The organism is Pseudidiomarina sp. (genome assembly GCF_048267825.1).
Classification (GTDB): Bacteria; Pseudomonadota; Gammaproteobacteria; order Enterobacterales; family Alteromonadaceae; genus Pseudidiomarina.
Genome location: NZ_JBLWWR010000009.1, coordinates 1 through 22,657 on the forward strand (window position 1 = coordinate 1; position 22,657 = coordinate 22,657).

Annotated in this window: 14 protein-coding genes; 11 read left to right on the plus strand and 3 right to left on the minus strand. The window is 48.6% G+C overall.

Going from position 1 to position 22,657, the window contains the following annotated elements; translation table 11 throughout:
* On the plus strand, positions 1-933 hold a 933-nt coding region (locus ACN0UN_RS08315; RefSeq protein WP_417659568.1), incomplete at its 5' end, for a porin.
* 41 nt (positions 934-974) lie between these two features.
* On the plus strand, positions 975-1,904 hold the full coding sequence (locus ACN0UN_RS08320) for an AEC family transporter (RefSeq protein WP_128352961.1): 930 nt from the start codon (positions 975-977) through the stop codon (positions 1,902-1,904).
* On the opposite strand, the gene xseA is transcribed toward ACN0UN_RS08320, so the two are convergent.
* Entirely contained in the window at positions 1,901-3,238 is a 1,338-nt protein-coding gene (gene xseA, locus ACN0UN_RS08325; RefSeq protein WP_417659569.1) for an exodeoxyribonuclease VII large subunit, read from the minus strand. The genes ACN0UN_RS08320 and xseA overlap by 4 nt on opposite strands.
* Positions 3,239-3,336: 98 nt before the next feature.
* Between xseA and guaB the strand changes: the two genes are divergently transcribed.
* The 4 genes from guaB (at position 3,337) to purL (ending at position 11,841) form a co-directional block, all read left to right on the plus strand.
* Entirely contained in the window at positions 3,337-4,806 is a 1,470-nt protein-coding gene (gene guaB / locus ACN0UN_RS08330) for an IMP dehydrogenase (protein WP_417659570.1), read from the plus strand.
* A 6-nt stretch (positions 4,807-4,812) separates the two neighbouring features.
* Positions 4,813-6,387, plus strand: a complete 1,575-nt coding sequence (guaA, locus tag ACN0UN_RS08335) for a glutamine-hydrolyzing GMP synthase (protein WP_417659571.1) — start codon at positions 4,813-4,815, stop codon at positions 6,385-6,387.
* A 3-nt stretch (positions 6,388-6,390) separates the two neighbouring features.
* Positions 6,391-7,794, plus strand: a complete 1,404-nt coding sequence (gene mltF, locus ACN0UN_RS08340) for a membrane-bound lytic murein transglycosylase MltF (protein WP_417659572.1) — start codon at positions 6,391-6,393, stop codon at positions 7,792-7,794.
* A 150-nt stretch (positions 7,795-7,944) separates the two neighbouring features.
* Positions 7,945-11,841, plus strand: coding sequence for a phosphoribosylformylglycinamidine synthase (gene purL / locus ACN0UN_RS08345; RefSeq protein ID WP_417659635.1), 3,897 nt, complete (start codon positions 7,945-7,947; stop codon positions 11,839-11,841).
* A 65-nt stretch (positions 11,842-11,906) separates the two neighbouring features.
* Here purL and tadA read toward each other — a convergent pair whose 3' ends face one another.
* Positions 11,907-12,353, minus strand: coding sequence for a tRNA adenosine(34) deaminase TadA (gene tadA, locus ACN0UN_RS08350; protein ID WP_128352955.1), 447 nt, complete (start codon positions 12,351-12,353; stop codon positions 11,907-11,909).
* A 93-nt stretch (positions 12,354-12,446) separates the two neighbouring features.
* A complete protein-coding gene (locus tag ACN0UN_RS08355) occupies positions 12,447-15,662 on the minus strand; it encodes a TonB-dependent receptor (protein WP_417659573.1) in 3,216 nt (1,071 codons plus the stop codon).
* Between the two features lie 276 nt (positions 15,663-15,938).
* On the opposite strand from ACN0UN_RS08355, the gene ACN0UN_RS08360 reads away from it, so the two are divergent.
* From ACN0UN_RS08360 to ACN0UN_RS08380, 5 genes are all read left to right on the plus strand, one after another.
* Positions 15,939-17,075, plus strand: a complete 1,137-nt coding sequence (locus tag ACN0UN_RS08360) for an endonuclease/exonuclease/phosphatase family protein (protein WP_417659574.1) — start codon at positions 15,939-15,941, stop codon at positions 17,073-17,075.
* Between the two features lie 83 nt (positions 17,076-17,158).
* Positions 17,159-17,845, plus strand: coding sequence for a phosphate regulon transcriptional regulator PhoB (gene phoB, locus ACN0UN_RS08365; protein ID WP_417659575.1), 687 nt, complete (start codon positions 17,159-17,161; stop codon positions 17,843-17,845).
* A gap of 18 nt (positions 17,846-17,863) precedes the next feature.
* Entirely contained in the window at positions 17,864-19,162 is a 1,299-nt protein-coding gene (phoR, locus tag ACN0UN_RS08370; protein WP_417659576.1) for a phosphate regulon sensor histidine kinase PhoR, read from the plus strand.
* Between the two features lie 111 nt (positions 19,163-19,273).
* Positions 19,274-20,245, plus strand: a complete 972-nt coding sequence (locus tag ACN0UN_RS08375; protein ID WP_417659577.1) for a PstS family phosphate ABC transporter substrate-binding protein — start codon at positions 19,274-19,276, stop codon at positions 20,243-20,245.
* Between the two features lie 165 nt (positions 20,246-20,410).
* On the plus strand, positions 20,411-22,654 hold the full coding sequence (locus ACN0UN_RS08380) for an ABC transporter permease subunit (RefSeq protein ID WP_417659578.1): 2,244 nt from the start codon (positions 20,411-20,413) through the stop codon (positions 22,652-22,654).
* Positions 22,655-22,657 lie beyond the last annotated feature (3 nt).

Below are 22,657 nucleotides of genomic sequence, written 5' to 3' on the forward strand. Positions count from 1 at the left end.
CTTACCTCAGCAGTTGCGGCGGCAGTAGCAGTACTTACTCAACCTGCGTTCGCCGAAGAGAAGCCATTAGCTTGGGACATTTACGGTAAAATAAATGTTTCTTTGCAAAGTAACGATCTTGATGACGGAAACGGTTCGCAAACCGATATGGTATCGAACGCTTCACGTTTCGGAATTCAAGGTGGCACGCAGTTAAATGATGATCTTGAAGTTATTTATAAGCTTGAATGGCAAGTGGATGTAGCCGATTTGGGCGGGTCAGACAATTTAAAATCGCGCAATCAATATATAGGTTTGAAGGGCAATTTTGGTGAAGTCACCATTGGCCGCCGCGATACCGTGTTGAAAACAATTCAAGGCGATATTGACTTATTCAGCGACTATGAAGGCGACATTAAAGCCATTTTTGAAGGTGAAAACCGCTTAAGCAGCAGCGTAAGCTACTATTCACCAGCGTTTAACCATGTGCGTTTCGCAGTAAGCTATATTGCTAGCGATGATCCATTGGTTGATGATGGCATCTCTACTGGCGTGAGTTACGGCGATGAAGGTCTTGACGACACACGCTTTTACGTTGGTGCCGCTATTGACCGTGAAGTTGACGGTTACGATATTGAGCGTTTAGTCGGTTACACCAAGGTTTCTGAAGCAGTTGTCGGCTTAATGTGGCAACAACAGGAACAAGTAGACGGTACTGCTGAAGCCGATGGTTATGTTGCGAGTATTAAATATCCGTATCAAAACTTTACCTTCAAAGCACAGTATCAAATGATGGATTTCAGTGTTGATGGCGAACAAACATCATTGGCTGCAGGCGTCGACTATAAACTGGGTAAAAACACCAAAGTTTATAGCTGGTATACGGGTCGTGATCTAGAAAGCATCGACGTGAATCAGAGTTATCTTGCGATTGGTATCGAACATAAGTTTTAAGCAAGGTACACTATTGCCATCTTTCATAACGAACGCGATTGATGGCAAACTTCATCTTTATTGCTGGCTACGTTGTTATTGGCTTATTGCTGCAACGTAGTCGGCAATTTCCACAAAACACGGGGCAAATTCTTAATGCCTACGTGATCTACGTTGCACTGCCGGCCGTGGTGCTGCAAAAAATACCCAGCCTGACATTTGGCAAAGAGCTGTTGTATCCGGCGTTAATGCCTTGGTTGCTGCTGTTATTGACGGTTCCGGTCATACTGGCTCTGGCAAAGTGGCTGAATTGGTCACGCTTAACCACCGGTGCAATGTTGATTGTGGTGCCGCTTGGCAACACGTCGTTTGTCGGTTTCCCGATGATTGAGGCCTTTTTCGGTACTGAAGGCATCCCTTATGCGTTGCTTTACGACCAACTGGGCTCGTTCTTCATCTTATCGATTTACGCAACCATCGTTGCCGCTATTTACAGCCATGAACCGGGCACCAGTGCACAACGTCCAAGTGCCGGTGCTATTGCCTGGCGCATAGCCAAGTTCCCGCCTTTTGTGGCATTGGTTATCGCTTTTGCGGCGCGTGGCTTTAATTACCCTGAAGTTTTAAGTCAGTTTATTGATTCGCTGGCAATCACGTTGGTACCCGTCATCATGGTCGCGGTGGGCTTTCAGCTGAAATTCCGTCTGCCGCAAGAAGATCGTGCACCGCTATATTGGGCTCTAGGGCTAAAGTTAGTTGCCACGCCATTGGTTGCATTGGCCGTGCTCTACGGGTTTGGGCTGGAACAGCTGGCCGTGCAGGTGACAATTATGGAAGCAGCAATGCCTGCCATGATTTCGGCTGGCGCGTTAGCAATTATGGCGGGGCTGGCGCCGACATTATCCGCCGCTATTGTGGGTTATGGCGTAATTTTATGTTTTGTCACCTTGCCACTTTGGTATGCGCTGATTCAGTTTCTAGTAACTATTTAAGTGCTTTCGTTGCCAGTTTTCGTGGCGGTAAAATCACCCTGCGCAACTTTCACCTGAAAGGCTTCACCTGCTGCTAACTGTTCTGGGCTACGCACCACGCTGCCATCCGCTTTTCGCACCACGGCGTAACCACGCTCAATGGTTTGCAAGGGGCTAACCATATGCAATGCTTGGGTAATCCCTTGATAGTGCTGGCGCTGTTGTTTAACCAGTTGCTGCATCGCCAACTGTAATCTCTGCTGAAGTTGCTGTTGCTGTTGTTTCAATGGGGCAATGCGTCGCTCTGGATGCACGGTTTGCAGGCGGTTCTGAATCTGCAGTTGATTACGTTGTTGCTGTGACACGACACGTTGTACTGCGCTGCCCGCACGCAAAGACAACTCATCAAGGCGTTGATTGTTTTGCTGCAGTTGTCGCTGCGGATCGCGCTGTTGCAGGCGCTGTACTAAGTAATTTGCTTGTTGCTGCCATTGCCGGAGTTGGCGCTGCCATGCCTGCTCAATACGGTGGCTTAAGTGAGTTACCCGTTGCAAGTTTTCGCGCTGATCACGGCTGACTAACTCTGCAGCGGCTGACGGGGTTGGGGCGCGCACATCGGCAACGAAGTCACAAATGGTAAAATCAACTTCATGACCCACCGCAGAAATGGTTGGAATAGGGCAGCTGTGCAGTGCATACGCCAACTGCTCGTCGTTAAAACACCAGAGATCTTCCAGTGAGCCGCCACCGCGCGCCATAATCAATACATCAACTTCATTACGCGATATCGCACGCTGCAGCATATTTAATAGTTCACCAGTGGCCGCTTGGCCTTGCACTGAGCTCGGGTAAATAATGACCTCAATACTTGGGTCTCGGCGATTCAACACCGCTAAAATATCGCGCACTGCCGCACCCGTGGGCGACGTAATGACGCCAACTTTCTTGATTGATTCGGGCAGCGCCTGTTTGTGCGCAGCATCGAACAGGCCTTCAGCCTGCAGCTTCGCTTTGAGTTGTTCATACTTTTGCTGCAACAAGCCAGCACCGGCATCTTCCATATGCTCAATGATGAGTTGGTAATCGCCCCGCGGTTCATACACTGTTAATTTGGCGCGAACCAGTACCTGCATGCCTTGTTGCGGCCGAATTTTGACGCGTTGATTGGTATTTCTAAACATTGCTGCACGAATCTGCGCGCGCTCATCTTTTAGGGTAAAATACCAATGACCGGAGCCTGGTGCGGCAAAGTTTGATATTTCGCCAACCAGCCAAATTGAACCGAAGCCTTGCTCAAGCACCTGCCGCACCTCGGTATTTAAGCTATGAACAGTAAATATGTGCGGTTGCTGCATGTGAAAACCTCGGTAAGAATTGAAAAAATCAGTTTACTGAAAAGCGGTTTGCGAGTAAAATCTGCTCGCAACATTAAGTCAGCCAGTGAGATGTTGCCATGCTACGAATTGCTCAAGAAGCCCTTACCTTTGACGACGTTTTGCTCGTCCCTGGACATTCAACTGTATTACCCCATACAGCCGACCTACGCACGCGGTTAACGCGCTCAATTGAACTCAATATTCCGATGGTTTCCGCCGCAATGGACACTGTTACCGAGGCAGCACTTGCTATTGCTTTAGCGCAAGAAGGCGGCTTAGGTTTCGTTCATAAGAATATGACAATTGCAGAACAAGCTGCGCACGTACGCAAAGTGAAGAAGTACGAAAGCGGCGTGGTTTCTGATCCTATCACAGTTAGCCCAGATACATCGCTTGGAGAAATTCGCGCCTTAGCGGTTGAGCATGGTTTCCACGGTTTTCCAGTGGTTGAAAAGTCAGGTGAATTGGTCGGCATTATCACGGGTCGCGATACGCGCGCAGAGCGCGACGATAATCGCCTGGTAAGCTCAATCATGACGCAAAAAGATAAGCTCATCACGGTAAAAGAAAACGCTGATAGCGAAGAAATTTTGAATCTGATGCATCAACATCGCATTGAAAAAATTCTCGTTGTAGATGACGCGTTTCACTTGCGCGGTATGATCACTCTTAAAGATTTCACTAAAGCAGAAAATAAACCCAACGCCTGTAAAGACGAATTGGGTCGCTTGCGCGTGGGTGCCGCTGTAGGCGTAGGCCCGGGCACTGACGAGCGCATTGAAGCGCTGGTTGAAGCTGGCGTTGATGTGTTGTTAATTGATACCTCGCATGGTCATTCACAGGGCGTTATTGACCGTGTTATCTGGGCGCGTAAAACGTACCCTGATTTACAAATTATCGCCGGCAACGTTGCGACAGGTGCGGGTGCAAAAGCGCTGGCCGATGCCGGTGTGGATGCCGTTAAAGTCGGTATTGGCCCGGGTTCAATTTGTACCACGCGCATTGTCACCGGTTGTGGCGTGCCACAAATCACAGCAATTAGTGATGCGGTTGACGCGTTGAAAGGAACAAATATTCCTGTAATCGCTGACGGTGGTATCCGTTTTTCAGGCGACATCGCCAAAGCGATAGCCGCTGGCGCTGACTGCGTGATGGTTGGCAGCATGCTGGCTGGTACGGAAGAGTCACCAGGCGAAGTTGAGCTGTACCAAGGCCGTTATTACAAATCGTATCGTGGCATGGGCAGCATTGGCGCGATGAACCAACGCCATGGCTCATCAGACCGTTATTTCCAAGCGAGCAATGAAGCTGAAAAGCTAGTACCTGAAGGTATTGAAGGTCGCGTTGCCTACAAAGGACCAATTGCCACCATTATTCATCAGCAAATGGGTGGTTTGCGTTCGGCAATGGGCTTAACAGGTTCTGCGAATATGAAAGAAATGCGCACCAAGCCACAGTTTGTGAAAGTCACTGCAGCGGGCATGGGTGAATCACACGTTCACGATGTGCAAATTACCAAAGAAGCACCAAACTACCGGATGGGTTAAGTAATCATGCAAGATATTCATGCACATCGAATTTTAATTTTAGACTTCGGTTCGCAATACACTCAGCTGATAGCACGCCGCGTTCGTGAATTGGGCGTTTATTGTGAATTGTGGGCGTGGGATGTCAGTGACGAAGACATCAAAAACTTTAAACCGAACGGCATTATTTTGTCGGGTGGCCCAGAATCAGTAACCGCTGAAAATTCACCGCGTGCACCGCAGTATGTATTTGAGGCGGGCGTGCCGGTATTTGGTATCTGCTATGGCATGCAAACTATGGCGGCGCAGCTGGGCGGCCAAGTTCAAGGTTCGCTAGAGCGTGAGTTTGGTTATGCACAGGTTGAGCGTATTGCGCCATGCGCATTGTTCCACCACATTGAAGACAGCGTGCACGAAAACGGCAATCCGCTACTAGACGTTTGGATGAGCCATGGCGATAAAGTTATTGAAGCACCTGAAGGTTTTGACATTGTTGCACAAACGCCAACGTGCCCAATTGCGGCAATGGCTGACGACACACGTGATTTTTATGGCGTGCAGTTCCATCCGGAAGTAACGCATACCCGCCAGGGTCTGCGCATGCTTGAGCACTTTGTAGTTGAGATTTGCGAATGCGAATGCAATTGGACACCCGCACACATTATTGATGATGCAGTGGCTCGAATTCGTGAACAAGTTGGCAGCGAAAAAGTTGTACTTGGTTTATCCGGCGGCGTTGATAGTTCAGTAACCGCAATGTTATTGCACCGTGCAATCGGTGATCAGCTAACGTGCGTATTTGTCGACAATGGCTTGTTGCGTTGGCAAGAAGCTGAGCAAGTAATGGAAATGTTTGGTGACCACTACGGGTTAAACATTGTTCATGTTGATGCCGAGAACCGTTTTCTTGATGCGCTTGCTGGTGAGCATGATCCAGAAGCGAAACGTAAGATTATTGGTGGTGTATTTATTGACATCTTTGATGAACAAGCAAGTCACATCAAAGATGTATCATTTCTTGCCCAAGGCACAATTTATCCCGATGTGATTGAATCGGCAGGGTCGAAAACTGGCAAAGCACATGTTATCAAGTCGCACCACAATGTTGGTGGGCTGCCAGCAGACATGAAGCTCAACCTGGTTGAGCCGTTGCGCGAACTGTTTAAAGACGAAGTACGCAAAATTGGCTTGGAACTTGGCCTGCCGTACGAAATGCTGTACCGCCATCCGTTCCCTGGGCCAGGCTTAGGTGTTCGGGTTCTGGCTGAGGTCAAAAAAGAGTATTGCGACCTGTTACGCCGCGCCGATCATATTTTCATCACCGAGCTTCGTAATGCTGGCATCTACCACGATGTTAATCAGGCGTTTGCGGTGTTCCTGCCGGTACGTTCGGTTGGGGTAATGGGCGATGCCCGTAAATACGATTGGGTTATCGCGTTGCGTGCAGTAGAAACCATAGATTTTATGACCGCGCGCTGGGCTCATTTACCTTACGAGTTACTCGAAAAAGTGTCGAACCGCATCATTAACGAAATCGATGGTATTTCGCGCGTGGTTTACGATATATCGGGTAAACCGCCTGCAACGATAGAGTGGGAATAGCACGTGCTTCGTTGGCTGGCTAGCTTATTGCTTGTCGGGTTGTTGCTTGGGTGTACACCTGAGACACAGCCCAGCCAGCTTGAGGCTATAAAAGCACGTGGGGTATTGCGTGTTGGCACCCTGTTAGGGCCAACCAGCTATTATCTCGATGCAGAAGGCCAGGCCGGTATTGAATTTATACTGGCCCAGAACTTTGCCGATGAGCTCGGCGTTGAGCTCGAAATGGTGTCGCGCTACAACGTCAAAAATCTGTTGAACTTGCTCGATTCCGGCGAGGTTGATTTATTGGCCGCCGGGCTTGACCGCACAGCTCAACGTGCCGAACGATTTCGCTTTGGCCCACCGTACATGGAAGTGGCCCAGCGCATTGTATTTCGGCAAGGTTCGCGAGACAGGCCGCGTAGTTTAGAAGAACTGGATGCCGAACTGGTGGTGGTGGAAGGTTCCAGCCATCAGGACTGGTTGGAAAGTGTCGCCCCTGACTACCCAAACTTACAGTGGCGTACAACGGATGACCATGATGCCAGTGAGCTGTTACGTCAGGTTGTTGAGGGTGATATTGCCTACACCATTGCCGATAGCAACACACTCGACATTCAACGGCGCTATTACCCCGATTTAAGTGTTGCATTCACCGTGCGTGACAACGTAGACATTGCTTGGCTTGTTAACCAACAAGTCGATTCTTCTTTATATTCTGAAGTGATCGATTTCTTTGGTAATTTGCGCCATTCCGGGCAGCTGTCGCAGTTGCTTGATCAGCATTATGGCCATGTATCGAGTTTTAACTACGTTGATACCAGCTTGTTTATTAATGCAGTGCAGACTGTATTGCCGAAGTATCGTGACTCGTTTGAAAAGTATGCAGGCGCGCTCGATTGGCGCTTATTAGCTGCAATAAGCTATCAAGAAAGTCTGTGGAATCCGCGCGCGCTGTCGCCAACAGGTGTACGCGGCATGATGATGCTTACCCTGCCAACGGCAAAAGCAATGGGTGTTACCAGCCGATTGAATCCAGAACAAAGCATTGAAGGCGGTGCGCGTTACTTTGAACGCATGTTGGAGCGAATTCCAGCCAGAATACCTGAGCCTGATCGAATTTGGTTTGCCTTAGCCGCTTACAATATCGGCTACGGTCATTTAGAAGACGCACGTATTTTAACCCAGCAACAAGGCGGAGACGCCGATCGTTGGATAGATGTGCGAAAACGACTACCTTTATTACGTCAAAAGAAATTTTATCGACAAACCCGATTTGGGTTTGCGCGTGGTGATGAACCGGTGCGATACGTAGGGAACATACGTCGCTATTTCGACACGTTGGTTTGGTTGGACGAGCGCGGACGCATCCCAGCTAAATCTATGGAAATCATTATCCCTGAGGGAAGTGGTGATGGAGTGAAATAATGCGCAATAAGAGCCGCCGATTAGTATCACCCGAGCGCCGTCGCGCTTGGTTGCGTAAGCGACGCCATTTGCAGACCGAGCGTCGGCAGAAATGGTTTAGATTAACTGAGAAACAAGAATAATTTCCCCATAATTTTTGGAGACATGTCTGTGGAAATAGTACGCGGTGCCCCCGCTTTGTCTGATTTTCGAACTGAAAAGTTATTGCAACGTTTGCAAAGTGCCGGTCTACCTGTCGCTGAAGTATACGCCGAGTACATGCATTTTGTTGATGTTGAGCAAAAGCTTGATGATGACTCTAATGCGGTATTAGCGAAGCTACTCACTTATGGGCCTGCACTGGCTTCTCATATTCCGGAAGGGCAGTTGCTTGTTGTCGTTCCTCGCCAAGGAACAATCTCTCCATGGTCGTCTAAAGCTACCGACATCGCTCATAATTGTGGCCTCACCCAAATCCATCGAATTGAGCGCGGCATTGCCTATTACCTTTCTGGCAACCTAAGCGCAGAGCAGCAGCAACAAGCCGCAGCGTTGATTCATGACCGCATGACAGAAATGGTACTCGACAGCCTTGATGAAGCTGCTGTGCTATTTACCGAAGCTGAGCCTGCGCCGCTACAAAGTATCGATATATTGCAAGGTGGCCGCGATGCGCTGCAACAAGCCAACGTGGTTATGGGGCTCGCGCTGGCTGACGACGAAATTGATTACTTATTTGAAAACTTCAGCGCATTAAAGCGTAATCCGAACGACATTGAACTCTATATGTTTGCGCAAGCGAATTCAGAGCATTGCCGCCATAAGATTTTCAATGCCGATTGGACCATAGACGGAAAAGAACAACTGAAATCGTTGTTCAAAATGATTAAAAACACGTACGAGATTACTCCTGACAACGTGCTTTCGGCATACAAAGACAATGCCGCAGTTATGGTTGGCTCAGAAGCGGGTCGTTTTTATCCGTACCCGACCGGTTCAAATGCTGCAGGCGAATACAGCTATTTCCATGAGCCGATTCATATTTTAATGAAAGTAGAAACGCACAACCACCCAACAGCCATTTCACCATACCCTGGTGCGGCAACCGGTTCTGGTGGCGAAATTCGTGACGAAGGCGCTACCGGTCGTGGTTCAAAACCAAAAGCTGGCTTGGTTGGCTTTAGTGTTTCTAACTTGCGTATTCCAGGCTTTGAACAGCCATGGGAAGAAGACTTCGGCAAGCCTGATCGTATTGTGACTGCACTCGATATTATGCTCGAGGGGCCATTAGGCGGCGCAGCATTTAATAATGAGTTTGGCCGCCCTGCGTTAACAGGTTATTTCCGTACTTATGAAGAAAAAGTAACCAGCCACAATGGCGAAGAGATTCGCGGTTACCATAAGCCAATTATGATTGCCGGTGGCTTGGGTAATATTCGTGAGCAGCACGTTGAAAAAGGCGAAATTCCGGTTGGTGCGAAGCTGGTTGTGCTTGGCGGGCCAGCCATGAACATTGGTTTAGGTGGCAGTGCTGCCTCGTCAATGACTTCGGGCACCTCCACTGAAGATCTTGATTTCGCATCGGTACAACGCGACAACCCAGAAATGGAGCGTCGTTGTCAGGAAGTGATCGACCGCTGCTGGCAGATGGGCGATAAAAACCCGATTGTATTTATTCACGACGTTGGCGCAGGCGGTTTATCGAACGCAATGCCTGAGCTGGTGAGCGACGGTGGTCGCGGTGGTAAATTCGACCTGCGGAAAATCCCGAACGACGAACCAGGCATGTCGCCGCTGGAAATTTGGTGTAACGAGTCGCAAGAACGTTATGTGATGGCAATTGCGCCAGAGCGCATGAGCGTATTTGAAGACATCTGCGCGCGCGAACGTGCGCCATTTGCGGTTATTGGTGAAGCTACCGAAGCTGAGCATCTTAGCCTTACCGATGCGCATTTTGAGAACAAGCCGATTGATTTGCCGCTGAATGTATTACTCGGCAAGCCGCCGAAAATGCACCGTGACGTGAAGTCACAACAGGTTAACGGTGAAGCACTTGCTCGCGAAGGCATCAAGATTAATGAAGCGGCAAAACGTTTATTACGACTGCCCGCAATTGCTGAAAAAACATTCTTAATTACCATTGGTGACCGCACCGTGACAGGTCTAGTCGCGCGCGATCAAATGGTCGGGCCGTGGCAAATTCCAGTCGCCGATGTAGCCGTGACAGCAGCCAGCTACGATACCTACGCTGGCGAAGCAATGGCCATGGGTGAACGCACGCCACTGGCGCTGTTAAATTACGCAGCATCCGCGCGAATGGCCGTGGGCGAGTCACTGACTAACATTGCGGCTGCTGATATTGGCGACCTTAAAAACGTTAAATTATCTGCAAACTGGATGGCCGCAGCGGGTCACCCAGGTGAAGATGCCGGCTTATACGAAGCAGTGAAAGCCATTGGCGAAGAGCTATGTCCAGCGCTTGGAATTACTATTCCAGTGGGTAAAGACTCCATGTCGATGAAAACCCAGTGGCAAGATGAGCAGGGCAAAAAAGCTGTTACTGCGCCGCTAAGCCTGGTGATCACCGCATTCGGCCGCGTGCGCGACGTGCGCCGCACGGTAACGCCACAGCTACGTGTGGACAAGGGTGACAGCAAGCTGTTGCTGATTGACCTTGGCAGCGGGAAAAACCGCTTGGGCGGGTCGGCGTTGGCGCAAGTTTATCGCCAATTGGGTGATATGACTCCTGATGTTGATAACGCTGAAGTTTTGAAAGGCTTTTTCAATGCAACCCAGCAGTTAGTTCATGATAAGAAACTTATGGCTTATCACGATCGTTCTGACGGCGGACTATTTGCGGCAGTAGCAGAAATGGCCTTTGCCGGTCACTGCGGTGTTGAAGTTGCACTGGATACACTCGGTGATGACGACTTGGCCGCGTTATTTAGCGAAGAGCTCGGTGCTGTGGTGCAAGTAAGCGTTGAGCAATTGGACAATGTGCTGGCAGTTTATGCGGAACATGGGTTGGAAGACTGTGTACACGTTATCGGGCGTCCGGTACGTGAAGACGTGGTGCGCTTTAACCGAAATGGCGAAGAAGTGCTTTCGCATTTGCGTAGCCATTATCGTGCGATTTGGGCAGAAACCACGCACCAAATGCAGCGTTTACGCGACAACCCTGAGTGTGCCGATGAAGAATTTGAGGCGAAGCAAAACCTCAATGACCCAGGCCTATTTGCCGATTTAAGCTTTGATGTCAGTGAAGACGTTGCCGCACCCTATATCAATACTGGACGTGACCCTATGGTTGCCGTTTTGCGCGAGCAGGGTGTTAACTCGCACATTGAAATGGCAGCAGCGTTTGACCGCGCAGGCTTTGCCGCAATTGATGTGCATATGAGTGACATCTTAAGTGGCCGCGTAAGCCTTGAGAAATTTAATGGCTTGGTCGCTTGTGGCGGTTTCTCGTACGGTGACGTACTTGGCGCTGGTGAAGGTTGGGCAAAATCGATTCTGTTCAACAGCCGCGCACGCGATGAGTTCGCTGCTTTCTTCGAGCGCAACAAAACCTTCGCATTAGGCGTGTGTAACGGCTGCCAGATGTTGTCGAACCTGAAAGAACTGATTCCAGGTGCAGAAGCATGGCCACACTTTGTGACGAACCGCTCTGAGCGTTTTGAAGCGCGCTTTAGCTTGGTTGAAGTTCAAAAGAGTAATTCATTGTTCTTTGACGGTATGGCGGGTTCACGCATGCCAATCGCGGTATCACACGGCGAAGGCCGTGCTGAGTTTAAAGGCAGTAACCTTGCTACCGTGAATAATGAAGGGCTGGTAACCATGCGCTATATTACCAACCGTGGTGATGTTGCGAGTGCCTACCCAGCGAACCCGAACGGCTCGCCAGAAGGTATCACCGGTTTAACCACGCAGGACGGCCGCGTATCCATTATGATGCCGCACCCTGAGCGGGTATTCCGTACCGTCGCGAATAGCTGGCATCCAGATGAGTGGGGCGAAGACAGCCCGTGGATGCGTATGTTCCGCAACGCACGTGTTTATCTTGGTTAAATAGAAACAGCACGTTTAAAACAAAAACCCGACGCAGATATCTCCGTCGGGTTTTTTATGCCGGTTTATCGCCGTTTACGGAAGAAGTTTCGCAAAATGTCGCCGCACTCTTCCGCAAGAACACCGCCAATAATCTCCACCTTATGATTCATAGAGCTATGATTTAGCACTTCAATGGCAGTACCTGCTGCACCGGTGCGAGGATCTGTTGCACCATAAACCAGCGTCTTTATGCGCGCATGGGTGATTAAACCTGCACACATAGCACAAGGTTCTAGCGTAACGTACAAGGTGGTGTCGACGAGTCGATAGTTACCTAATGCTTGCCCCGCTGCTCTAATTGCCAGAGCTTCCGCGTGCGCAGACGGGTCATTCAGGGTGATGACTTGATTAAAGCCTTCACCGATAATTTCATTATTCAGCACAAGCACTGCGCCAACGGGCACTTCGCCATATTCCTCGGCGGTTTGAGCAAGCTCTAGCGCGCGGCGCATAAAATCTTCGTGGTGCATAGTTTGATTCAGTTTTAGTTAGGTTATTGGCTATGATAAAAAAAAGCCCCCGCATATGCGAGGGCTTTGATGTTTTCGAGTAACTTCTAACAATTAGAAGTTGTAACGAACACCTACTTTTACTTGCCACGTTGAAGCTTCTGCACGATAGCGCGTTGGTGCATAGTCATCTAAGCCGCCAAACACTGGTGCGTAGATGTACTGACCTTCATCAGTCAAGCCACCGAAGTCAACAATACCTTGGGTCGTATCTGCGAATGGAATCACGTGTTGTTGCGCTGAATCTTTATCGAATAGAGCAACCACGTTTTTCACGTCAAGATACAAGGCACCTTTGTGACCTTCCCAGAAGCCTGGAAGTTCTTGCTCGAAACGTAAGTCGATGTTGGTGTTCCATGGACCACGTGCTTCGTTACGACCCGTATAACCACCAGCATACTGCTCAAGGCCTTTATCAGCGATGATTTGTGCTAAGTCGTCATACGTTAAGCCACCTTCGTACACAACATTCGGATCGTTTGGACCCGTTGGGATGTACGCTAAGTATTGGCTTGAACGGTTAAACGCTGATTGGTCACCAAGGTCTGAGTCGCGGAATGAGCTCATTACGTAGCTAAATGGACGACCTGATACACGCTCAAAGAACATTGCAAACTTCGACTCGTAACCAGCAAACAACTCAGTGCTGTATTGCGCAGTAATTACGAAGCGATGTTCAATTTCGTAGCCAGCAGTTGCAGGCAACGGATTTTGACGATCAAGTGCGGTTACGTATTGATAGTTCGACGCTGCTTGCGATGAACCACCATTAACTGCTTCGTTTACGTCTTGATGCGTGTATGAAGTGTTCAATGAGATACCGTTATCGAACGCTTTACCAAGCGAGAAGGTGTAAATATTACTATTACCACCATAGCCGTTGGTTAACATCACGTCATAACGGTCAACACCACCGAATTCGCCTGGCTCAGTTGGGGTGAAGTTATCTAATGGGTCATCAACAACATAGATGATACGACCGCCATCAGAAGTTGTTACCACATTGCCATCAGCATCCGTTAATGGACGACGGGCTAAATCAACCCAGCGAACATCGTTTTGCTTACGGGTGCGGATATATTCTGCACTTGCGTACCAGTCTTCACCTAAGAAGCCTAAATCACCTTCGTAATCCAAGCCAAGGCTGTAACGCCATTCGTTTGGCAGTTCGAAGTTCGGGTCGATAGGTGTGGTGTTACCGTCACCAGCAGTTAAGCTGTCACGCACTTCTTGTGGAATAGTGGTGATGTCAACGCCTGACTGATAGTTGCTTGTAACACTGAATGGTGCGTCAACAACAGTTACACCGTCAACAGAGTAGGCATTTGAAATCCAAACATTTGGACGACCACCAGCGTAGCGACCGAAGCCACCGCGTAAGCGATAGTTGTCGTTAAGCTGATATTTGAAGCCAGCACGTGGCATCCAGATGTCGCGACCGTCTAAGTTTTCAGTATTCGCGAAGCCGTAACGGTCTTCGAAGTTTTGGTTGTAACGTGGTGTACCGTCAACGGACTGACGCTCATAGCGTAAGCCAAAGCTTACTTCTAAGTCCCAAGATGGCGTCCACGTGTCTTCAATATAGAACGCGTGAGTTGCAGGCGTTAAGCTAGCAGCACCGTCGTTTGCGTTGTTCGTGAAGGCATTGCGATAAGCAAAGTATGCAGCTTCTTGGTTTTCGAAGTCAGCAATTGTATCGAAATCCCAAACACCTAATGAAGCAGGTACGAACAAGTTGAAGATATCGACTTCTTCATATTCGTAACCGAAACCGATAGCGTGGTCGCCAGTCAAGTATTCACCGTTGAACTGGAATTCAGTTGTGGTGTTCTCTAAGGCATTCGCGTGACGGTATTGATCCGGACCAATTTGCACAGTGCCGTCTGCAGTACGGATGTTAACCTGACCGAAGTTTAAGCCAAGCAAAGGTGCTTGCGCAGTTTCAACGTTCTTGCGTGATAATTTGATGTCACTTGAGAAGTTGCTGGTCCAGTTTGAATAAACTTGTAACGCCATAGCGTCAAGCTTTTCGCTCTTATCGTACCAACGTGAAGACAACGGTAAAGTGCTTGAGCTGCCGCCGTTATTGTTGGTCGCGTTGCTTTCAGCTGTTTGATAAGTAAAAGCAGCACGGTGATTGTTATTAATGTTCCAGTCGAGTTTAACGAGAATTTTTTCGTCTTCTTGCACTGGGTTTGCGTTCCAAGTACCCACATCAACGCCATAAACATCACGCGCGATTTGAGTGATTTGGTCAACTTCATCTTGTGTTACTGAAGCTTGTTGGTTAGCCGCGCCACCAATTGGCCCGCGCTCTACAGATTTTGGCTCTTCATACTTTTCATAGTTAACAAAGAAGAATAATTTATCTTTGATAATTGGACCGCCAACTGCGAAGCCCCACGTTTTTTCAGAAAAGTCTAAATCAGGTGCTGCTGCATCTGGCTCATAACGAGAAGCATCTGGGTTACCAGTTAATGAATCGCTGGTGTATTCATAGAATACTTCGCCTTCAAATTCGTTGGTACCTGACTTCGTTACAGCATTGATTTTAGCGCCACTGAAACCACCGTCTTTTGCAGAGAATGGCACAACGTCAATTGACAACTGTTCAACAGCAGCCACAGAAATAGGTGAACGCTGAGTTGGATAACCATTACCATTCAAACCGAAGTCATCGTTTTGGCCGATGCCGTCAACAGTAATTGAGTTGTATTTCGGGTTGCTACCAGCAACAGTCAAAGAGCTATCTTCGTCAGCCAAGTTTACTGCAAGTGGGTTTTGACGAATAATGTCTTTCAGGTCGCGGTTAAAGGTCGGCATGTTACGAATATTGTCTTCGCCGAACGAGCTGGTTGAACCGCTGTTCATGCTGGCTGGGTTTAGCGCCGCGCCAGTAACAGTGATACGCTCAACGTTTGATTGCTCAAGCTGAGCGGTTAAACGATAAGTTTCGCCAAGTTTCAGAAAAACTTCGCTGTAAGTTGTATCGCGGTACAGGTCTGAGTCAAGAGTAACTCGGTACGGACCACCTACGCGCAAACCACTTGCAATGAAATTACCCGTTTCGTCGGTGGTAACTTCTAAGCGGCTGCCTGAAGGAACGTGCTCTATGATGACTCGAGTGTTCGCTGCGCCTTCACCAGTAGGGCCAACGATAGAACCACGCATAGATGCCGAAGTATCTTGTGCAACTGCTGATGCTGAAGCGAGGCCTAAGGCCACGGCTATTGCACTAGCGGTGCGAGAAAATCGCATTGAGGTGCTCATTTTATTTTCCTGGGTTGTTGTTGGTTTTACTTAAAATTCACTCAAAGCTATACCGCATTTATTACGCCTTGATGACAATTACAAAAAATTTTTCACAAGAAGATGTCATTTATATGACAATATTTTACGCATTTTCTAAGTAAATTGCATAGATTAAATTGAACCTTTATTCTTTTACGACATCTAAACGCGACCCTGATTGGACCAGCCACCCCGATGAAATTGTATACAGCCCTTATCTTGTCTGTATCTGCGCTTACTTTAGTAGGATGCGATATGCCCAAAGAAAAAATTAATGAGCCAGTCGCATTGCGGGTAGCTACCTTTAACGTGAGCATGGATGCGAGTAATTACCTTGCTGCAGAAGAGCTTCCACACCAAGGCGCGAGTGCTTTGCGTGATGCTTTAGCGCAACAACATCCGCAAATACAGGCCATAGCTGAAATTGTGCAGCACACACGCCCTGATGTGCTCGTACTTAATGAATTTGACTATATCGATCAGCAGCAAGGCATTGACGTATTTAAACGCGACTATTTAGCCGTGAGCCAAAATGGCGAATCGCCAATTGATTACCCCTATACCTACATTGCTCCGGTGAATACTGGCGTGCCCAGCCCTTATGACTTAAGTGGCGATGGTAATGCATCAGGCACCGGTAATGACGCCTGGGGTTTCGGTTTGTATCCGGGCCAATACGGCATGGCGGTGTTGTCCAAATACCCAATTCAAACGGACGCAGTGCGTACCTTTCAAATGTTTAAATGGAAGGACATGCCAGGCGCGCTTGCTCCATTGAAGCCAGGAACCAGTGAACCGTTTTACAGTACTGCGGCGTGGCAAGAATTTCGTTTAAGCTCAAAGTCGCACTGGGATGTGCCGATAGCTGTCAACCAACACACTTTACACGTGCTGGTCAGCCACCCAACGCCACCCGTATTTGATGGTAAAGAAGATCGTAATGGGCGCCGTAATCACGATGAAATCAGGTTTTGGGCGGATTACATTCAGCCACATTTAAGTGACTATATTTACGATGATAATGGCAATTATGGCGGTCTTGGTGAGGGGCAAGCATTTGTCATTGCCGGCGACTTAAATGCGTCGGTTGAGAGCGAAGATAACGTTCCTGGCGCCATTGCTCAATTGTTGGCACACCCCAAAGTAAATGCGCAAATAACGCCAGAAAGTCGCGGTGGGGCCGCGCATTCACCGGATAACCCGCAGGCATCAACGCACACAGCCGGTTGGCGCAAGCGCGCAGATTATGTTTTACCATCGGTGGCGGGTATCAGCCTGATTCAAGCGGGCGTATTCTGGCCGGAGCCCAACGCAGCAAAGGCTGAACTCGTGCGTAACCGTGAAGTTTCATCCGACCATCGGCTGGTTTGGATAGACATTCAATTAAAATAAATGAAACAAATTTGCCGACTTTCATAAAAGTGTCATAAAGTATCTAGATAATCGGCGGTGCTTGAAATCAATAGGTGACGCACATGTCCAGAAAGATACTGATTGTAGAAGATGAAGCGCCAATTCGTGAAATGCTAAGTTTTGTCATGGAACAACATGGCTATCAAGCTGTTGAAGCAGGCGATTACCAGAGTGCACTTGATAAAGTGATAGAGCCGTTCCCCGATATGATCTTACTGGACTGGATGATTCCAGGTGGTTCCGGAATCCAGCTCGCTAAAAAATTAAAGGGTGATGATTTCACCCGGTCAATTCCAATCATTATGCTAACCGCCCGCGGCGAAGAAGAAGATAAAGTTCGCGGTTTAGAAGTTGGTGCTGATGATTACATGACCAAACCTTTTTCGCCGAAAGAATTGATGGCGCGTATGCGTGCTGTATTCCGTCGCGTCGCGCCCACCGCTCTTGACGAGCCACTGGAAGTGGAAGGCCTGCGTTTAGACCCCGTTTCGCACCGTATTACGGCGTTTAATGAACGCTTGGATATGGGGCCTACAGAATTTAAGCTACTGCACTTCTTTATGACCCACCCAGATAGGGTGTATAGTCGTGAGCAGTTGCTTGACCATGTTTGGGGAACAAACGTTTATGTCGAAGACCGAACCGTTGATGTGCACATACGCCGCCTGCGTAAAGCACTTGAAACCCACGGTCATGACCGCTTGGTGCAAACCGTTCGCGGTGTCGGCTATCGTTTCTCAAAAAGCTAAACAAGGCGGGTTCTGAGCATGGATCGCCGCTATTCGGTGCTGTTTATTCTAAAAGGCCTGCTGTGGTTTATTATCCCAGTGGGCTTTTTAGGTTGGTTGTTCGATTACTTTTGGGCAACGTTAGCCATTGTATTGTTTGCACTGGTGGTGTGGCATTACTACTACCAATACAAGCTGGTGGACTGGTTATGGCATCGCCGTACAGTGCTTCCGCCGAGTGCTCCGGGTAGCTGGAGTTACATCTATGACGGTATTTACCGCACCCAGCGCCGCAGCCAGCAGCGCCGTCGCGCATTGGCCCGATTACTGCGCCGCTTTCGTGAAGCCTCAGAAGCAATCCCTGATGCCGCCATTGTGTTTCGCAAAGACGGCGGCTTAATTTGGTGTAATAAACTGGGACAGTTCTATTTTGGCCTGAAGTGGCCAGCAGATACCGGTATTCGGCTCTCAAACTTAATTCGGCACCCTGAGTTTGTCACTTATTTGCAAAAAGGCGACTTCAGCGAAGACATCCATATACCTTCACCGGTGCGGGAAGACATCGAGCTTGAAGTGCGTATCATGCCCTACAGCGACGACCAATATTTGCTCATGGCACGTGACGTGACCCAGCTGAAACAGTTGGAACAAATGCGCAAAGACTTCGTCGCGAACGTTTCACATGAACTAAAAACGCCGCTCACTGTGCTACAAGGTTATTTGGAGATGCTGGACGATCCAGCCTCAATGCCGCCGGCGATGCTCACCAAAGCGGTGAGTGATATGCAGGGCCAAAGCGACCGCATGCGCAACCTGGTTGATCAGTTGCTGTCGCTGTCGCGCATGGATGTGCACCGTACCGATATGTTCGAGCGCGTCGTGAATGTACCCAGCATGCTGGAGACGGTGAAAAGTGATGCGGAGCGGCTGAATCAAGACAAGCAGCACACACTTGAATTTGATATCCAGCCAATTCAAATTCACGGCGTTGAAGACGAACTGCGCAGCGTGTTCTCAAATCTGGTGGCTAATGCCATTCACTACACGCAGCCCAACGGCGTTATTCGTGTAACCTGGAAAATGGTTGGGCAAGACGCCGAGTTCAGCGTGCAGGACAACGGCCCCGGTATCCCAGCGGAGCATGTCGGGCGCTTAACAGAGCGTTTTTATCGTGTTGATAAAGACCGCAACAGCAAGAAAGGTGGGTCAGGTCTTGGCCTTGCAATCGTGCAACAAGCTTTGGAACACCACCATAGCCGCCTGCAAATTGATTCTGTAGTTGGGCGCGGCTCGCGGTTTTATTTCCGCATTTCCGAAGAGCTTGTGATAAAAAAATGACGGTTTTGTCATAATTGTCACACTACTGTCATATTGACCTACTAAAATAGACTCCAATTACTGATTAAACGGTTGGTTAACGCCAACACACTTTAACGATTGGAGTCTATTATGAAATTCAAATCGGCATTAATTACAGCAGCAGTAGCGGGTTTACTTAGCTTTTCGGCAACAGCACAGAAAGCAACTGACAACTTACCTGAATATGAAAAAGTAAGTGGCCTGTCTGGCAACTTATCTTCAGTTGGTTCTGATACCCTCGCGAATATGATGACCTTCTGGTCTGAAGAATTTAAGCGTATGTACCCGAATGTGAACATGCAAATTCAGGCAGCGGGTTCTTCAACTGCGCCACCAGCGTTGACTGAAGGTACTTCAAACTTTGGCCCTATGAGCCGCGCTATGAAAGCAAAAGAAATTGAAGCTTTCGAAAAACGTCACGGTTACAAGCCAACAGCAGTTCGCGTTGCCATTGACGCTTTAGCAGTATTTGTACACAAAGATAACCCAATCGAAGGCATGACCATCGCTGAAGTGGATGCTGTGTTTTCAAGCACGCGTTTATGCGGTGCAACCGAAGAAGTACGTCGTTGGGGTGATTTAGGCCTTACCGGTAGCTGGGACGCACGCGACTTGCAAATCTACGGTCGTAACTCCGTTTCAGGTACGTACGGTTACTTTAAAGAAACCGCACTGTGTGACGGTGACTTCCGTAACAACGTAAACGAACAGCCAGGCTCTGCATCAGTTGTGCAGTCAGTATCAACGTCACTGAACGCAATTGGCTACTCAGGTATTGGTTACATGACCTCTGGTGTTAAAACTGTACCATTAGCAGTTGAAGCGGGTGAAGAATACGTTGACGCAACCACAGAAAATGCGCTTGCTGGTAAGTATCCACTATCGCGCTTCTTGTATGTTTATGTAAATAAGCATCCAAACAAGCCGTTAGACCCAGCAACAGCTGAGTTTTTGAAAATGGTATTGTCAAAAGCTGGCCAGGAAATTGTCGACAAAGACGGTTACATTCCATTACCACGCATTGTGGTTGAGCAAGAGCTTGAGCGTTTAGGCTTAAACTAAGCAAAACGAACCATGAAAAAGCCCGCTAATTTCCTAGCGGGCTTTTTGCTGCATGACAGAAAAATTTCACTAATATGACAGTACTGTAACAATACTGTCATAGAACACGTCTATACTATGCGGCATCATAAATACATTCGTTGGTTTATAACTTAAGAGGCAGCAATGGCGGCATCACAACGCTCTGAGTTGGGAGCCAGTAATGTGCGATTATTTAAAGATAGAGCCGCGCGTTGGGGGGTAACCTTTGGCGGCGGATTAGTCTTAATAGCACTGCTACTGATCTTCTTTTATTTGTTATATGTGGTTGAGCCAATTTTCCGCGGTGTGGAAATTGAGCGGCAACAATCCTTTGCCATTCCAGGTCAGGGCCAAACCCTTGCCATGGGCATGGAAGAGCATTCGGAAATCGGGTTTCGATTCAGTGACCAAGGTGATTTGACCTTTTTCGCACTGAAAACAAAATCCGGTACAGACTGGCAGCCTGGTGAGGTGATTTTATCCGAGCAGGTCGCTGAACAACCTACCGCCTTCGCTGCCACGCAGCCACAAAAGAAGCGTTATGCCTATGCCGTAGCAAACGGGCAGGTGCGCATTATCGAACCAAAATTCCGCTCTAAGTTTACTGCAGGCCAGCGGCTAACCACGCCGTACGTTGGTTATGGTAACGATGGTGAGCTGGTTCAGGTTGACCCTAAACAACGCACACTCACCCAATTGGCGTATGAATATGATGGCGACTCGTCGCTATTTGCTGCCGTAACGGCCGACAATACAGTTATTGTCAATTACGCCATGGCAACCAAGAGCTTCTTAACGGGCGCTGTTGAGCTTGAATCAAAGTTCACTGAATTACCGCTAACAGGCGACGTTGATAATATTCTGGTGCAGCCAAACTTAAGTCAGGTTTTCGTGCGCCAGGGCAATCGTTTTTACGTTTTTGATGTATCGCGCACGGGTAAAGTAACCGAGCGTCAGTTGCTTAACATTGAACGTCGCCGTTACGGCGAAGTTACCAGCATGCAATTGCTTGCTGGCGCCAGCTCGGTCATGTTTGGTCACGACAATGGCGTGGTCACGCAGTGGTTTGAAGTAGCTGGTGAAAATGGCCGTCAGTACCAATACATTCGTGAGTTCAAAGCGGGTGACGATGCCATTGTTGATATCGTTGCTGAATATTACCGCAGAACCTTCTATACCGTGTCCGCCAATGGGCAAGTGGGTGTATTTCACACCACTTCAGAAGCTGATCTGTATCTTGAACACCCGGACAAACTGCGCGCAGACCGTGTGGTGATAGACCCTCGGGCAAATACCTTGTTGATGCAGAGTGACGGTGAATTGCATACCTTCAAACTTGAAAATGAACACCCAGAAGTGAGTTGGAGTGGCATTTGGCAAGAAGTTTGGTACGAAGGGTATCCAGAGCCGCAGTACGTTTGGCAATCCACTTCTGGGTCAGATGACTTTGAGCCGAAGTTTAGCTTGGTGCCAATTTCATTCGGCACCATAAAAGCAGCCGCGTATGCGATGCTATTTGCTGTGCCAATTGGCCTAGCTGCAGCGGTTTACACCGCCTACTTTATGTCGCCAAGTGTGCGTAAAGTGGTGAAACCAACTGTCGAAATCATGGAAGCACTGCCAACGGTTATTTTGGGTTTCCTGGCAGGTTTGTGGCTAGCCCCGATTATTGAGAATTATTTGCCCGGAATTGTCGCAACCATCATTCTGGTGCCAAGCGCGATTATTCTGGTCGCTTTTCTAAGCAGCAGCTTACCAAAAACGTGGCGTAACAAGTTCACGGACGGCAGAGCCGCATTGATTCTGTTGCCAGTGGTTGCACTGGTCAGTTGGTTCGCGTTTGAACTATCGCCATTTATAGAGCGGGTGCTATTTGACGGCAACGTACGTCAGTTTATTACCAACGAATTAGGGATTACGTTTGACCAACGCAACTCGTTAGTCGTGGGTATTGCCATGGGCTTTGCAGTAATTCCAACCATCTTCTCGATTGCCGAAGATGCTGTATTTAGTGTGCCGAACCATTTATCGAATGGCTCATTAGCGCTGGGCGCAACCACGTGGCAGACGCTTACGAAAGTTGTGTTGTTAACAGCCAGCCCAGGTATTTTCTCAGCCGTAATGATGGGCCTTGGCCGTGCCGTTGGTGAAACCATGATTGTACTTATGGCCACAGGTAACACGCCGATTATGGATTGGAACATTTTTGAGGGCATGCGCACATTGTCTGCGAACATTGCCGTTGAAATGCCTGAATCAGAAGTGGGTAGCTCGCATTATCGAATACTCTTTTTGGCTGCCTTTGTTCTATTTGTATTCACGTTTGCGTTTAACACGTTGGCAGAGCTTGTACGCCAGCGGTTACGTGAAAAATACAGCTCGATGTAAGCT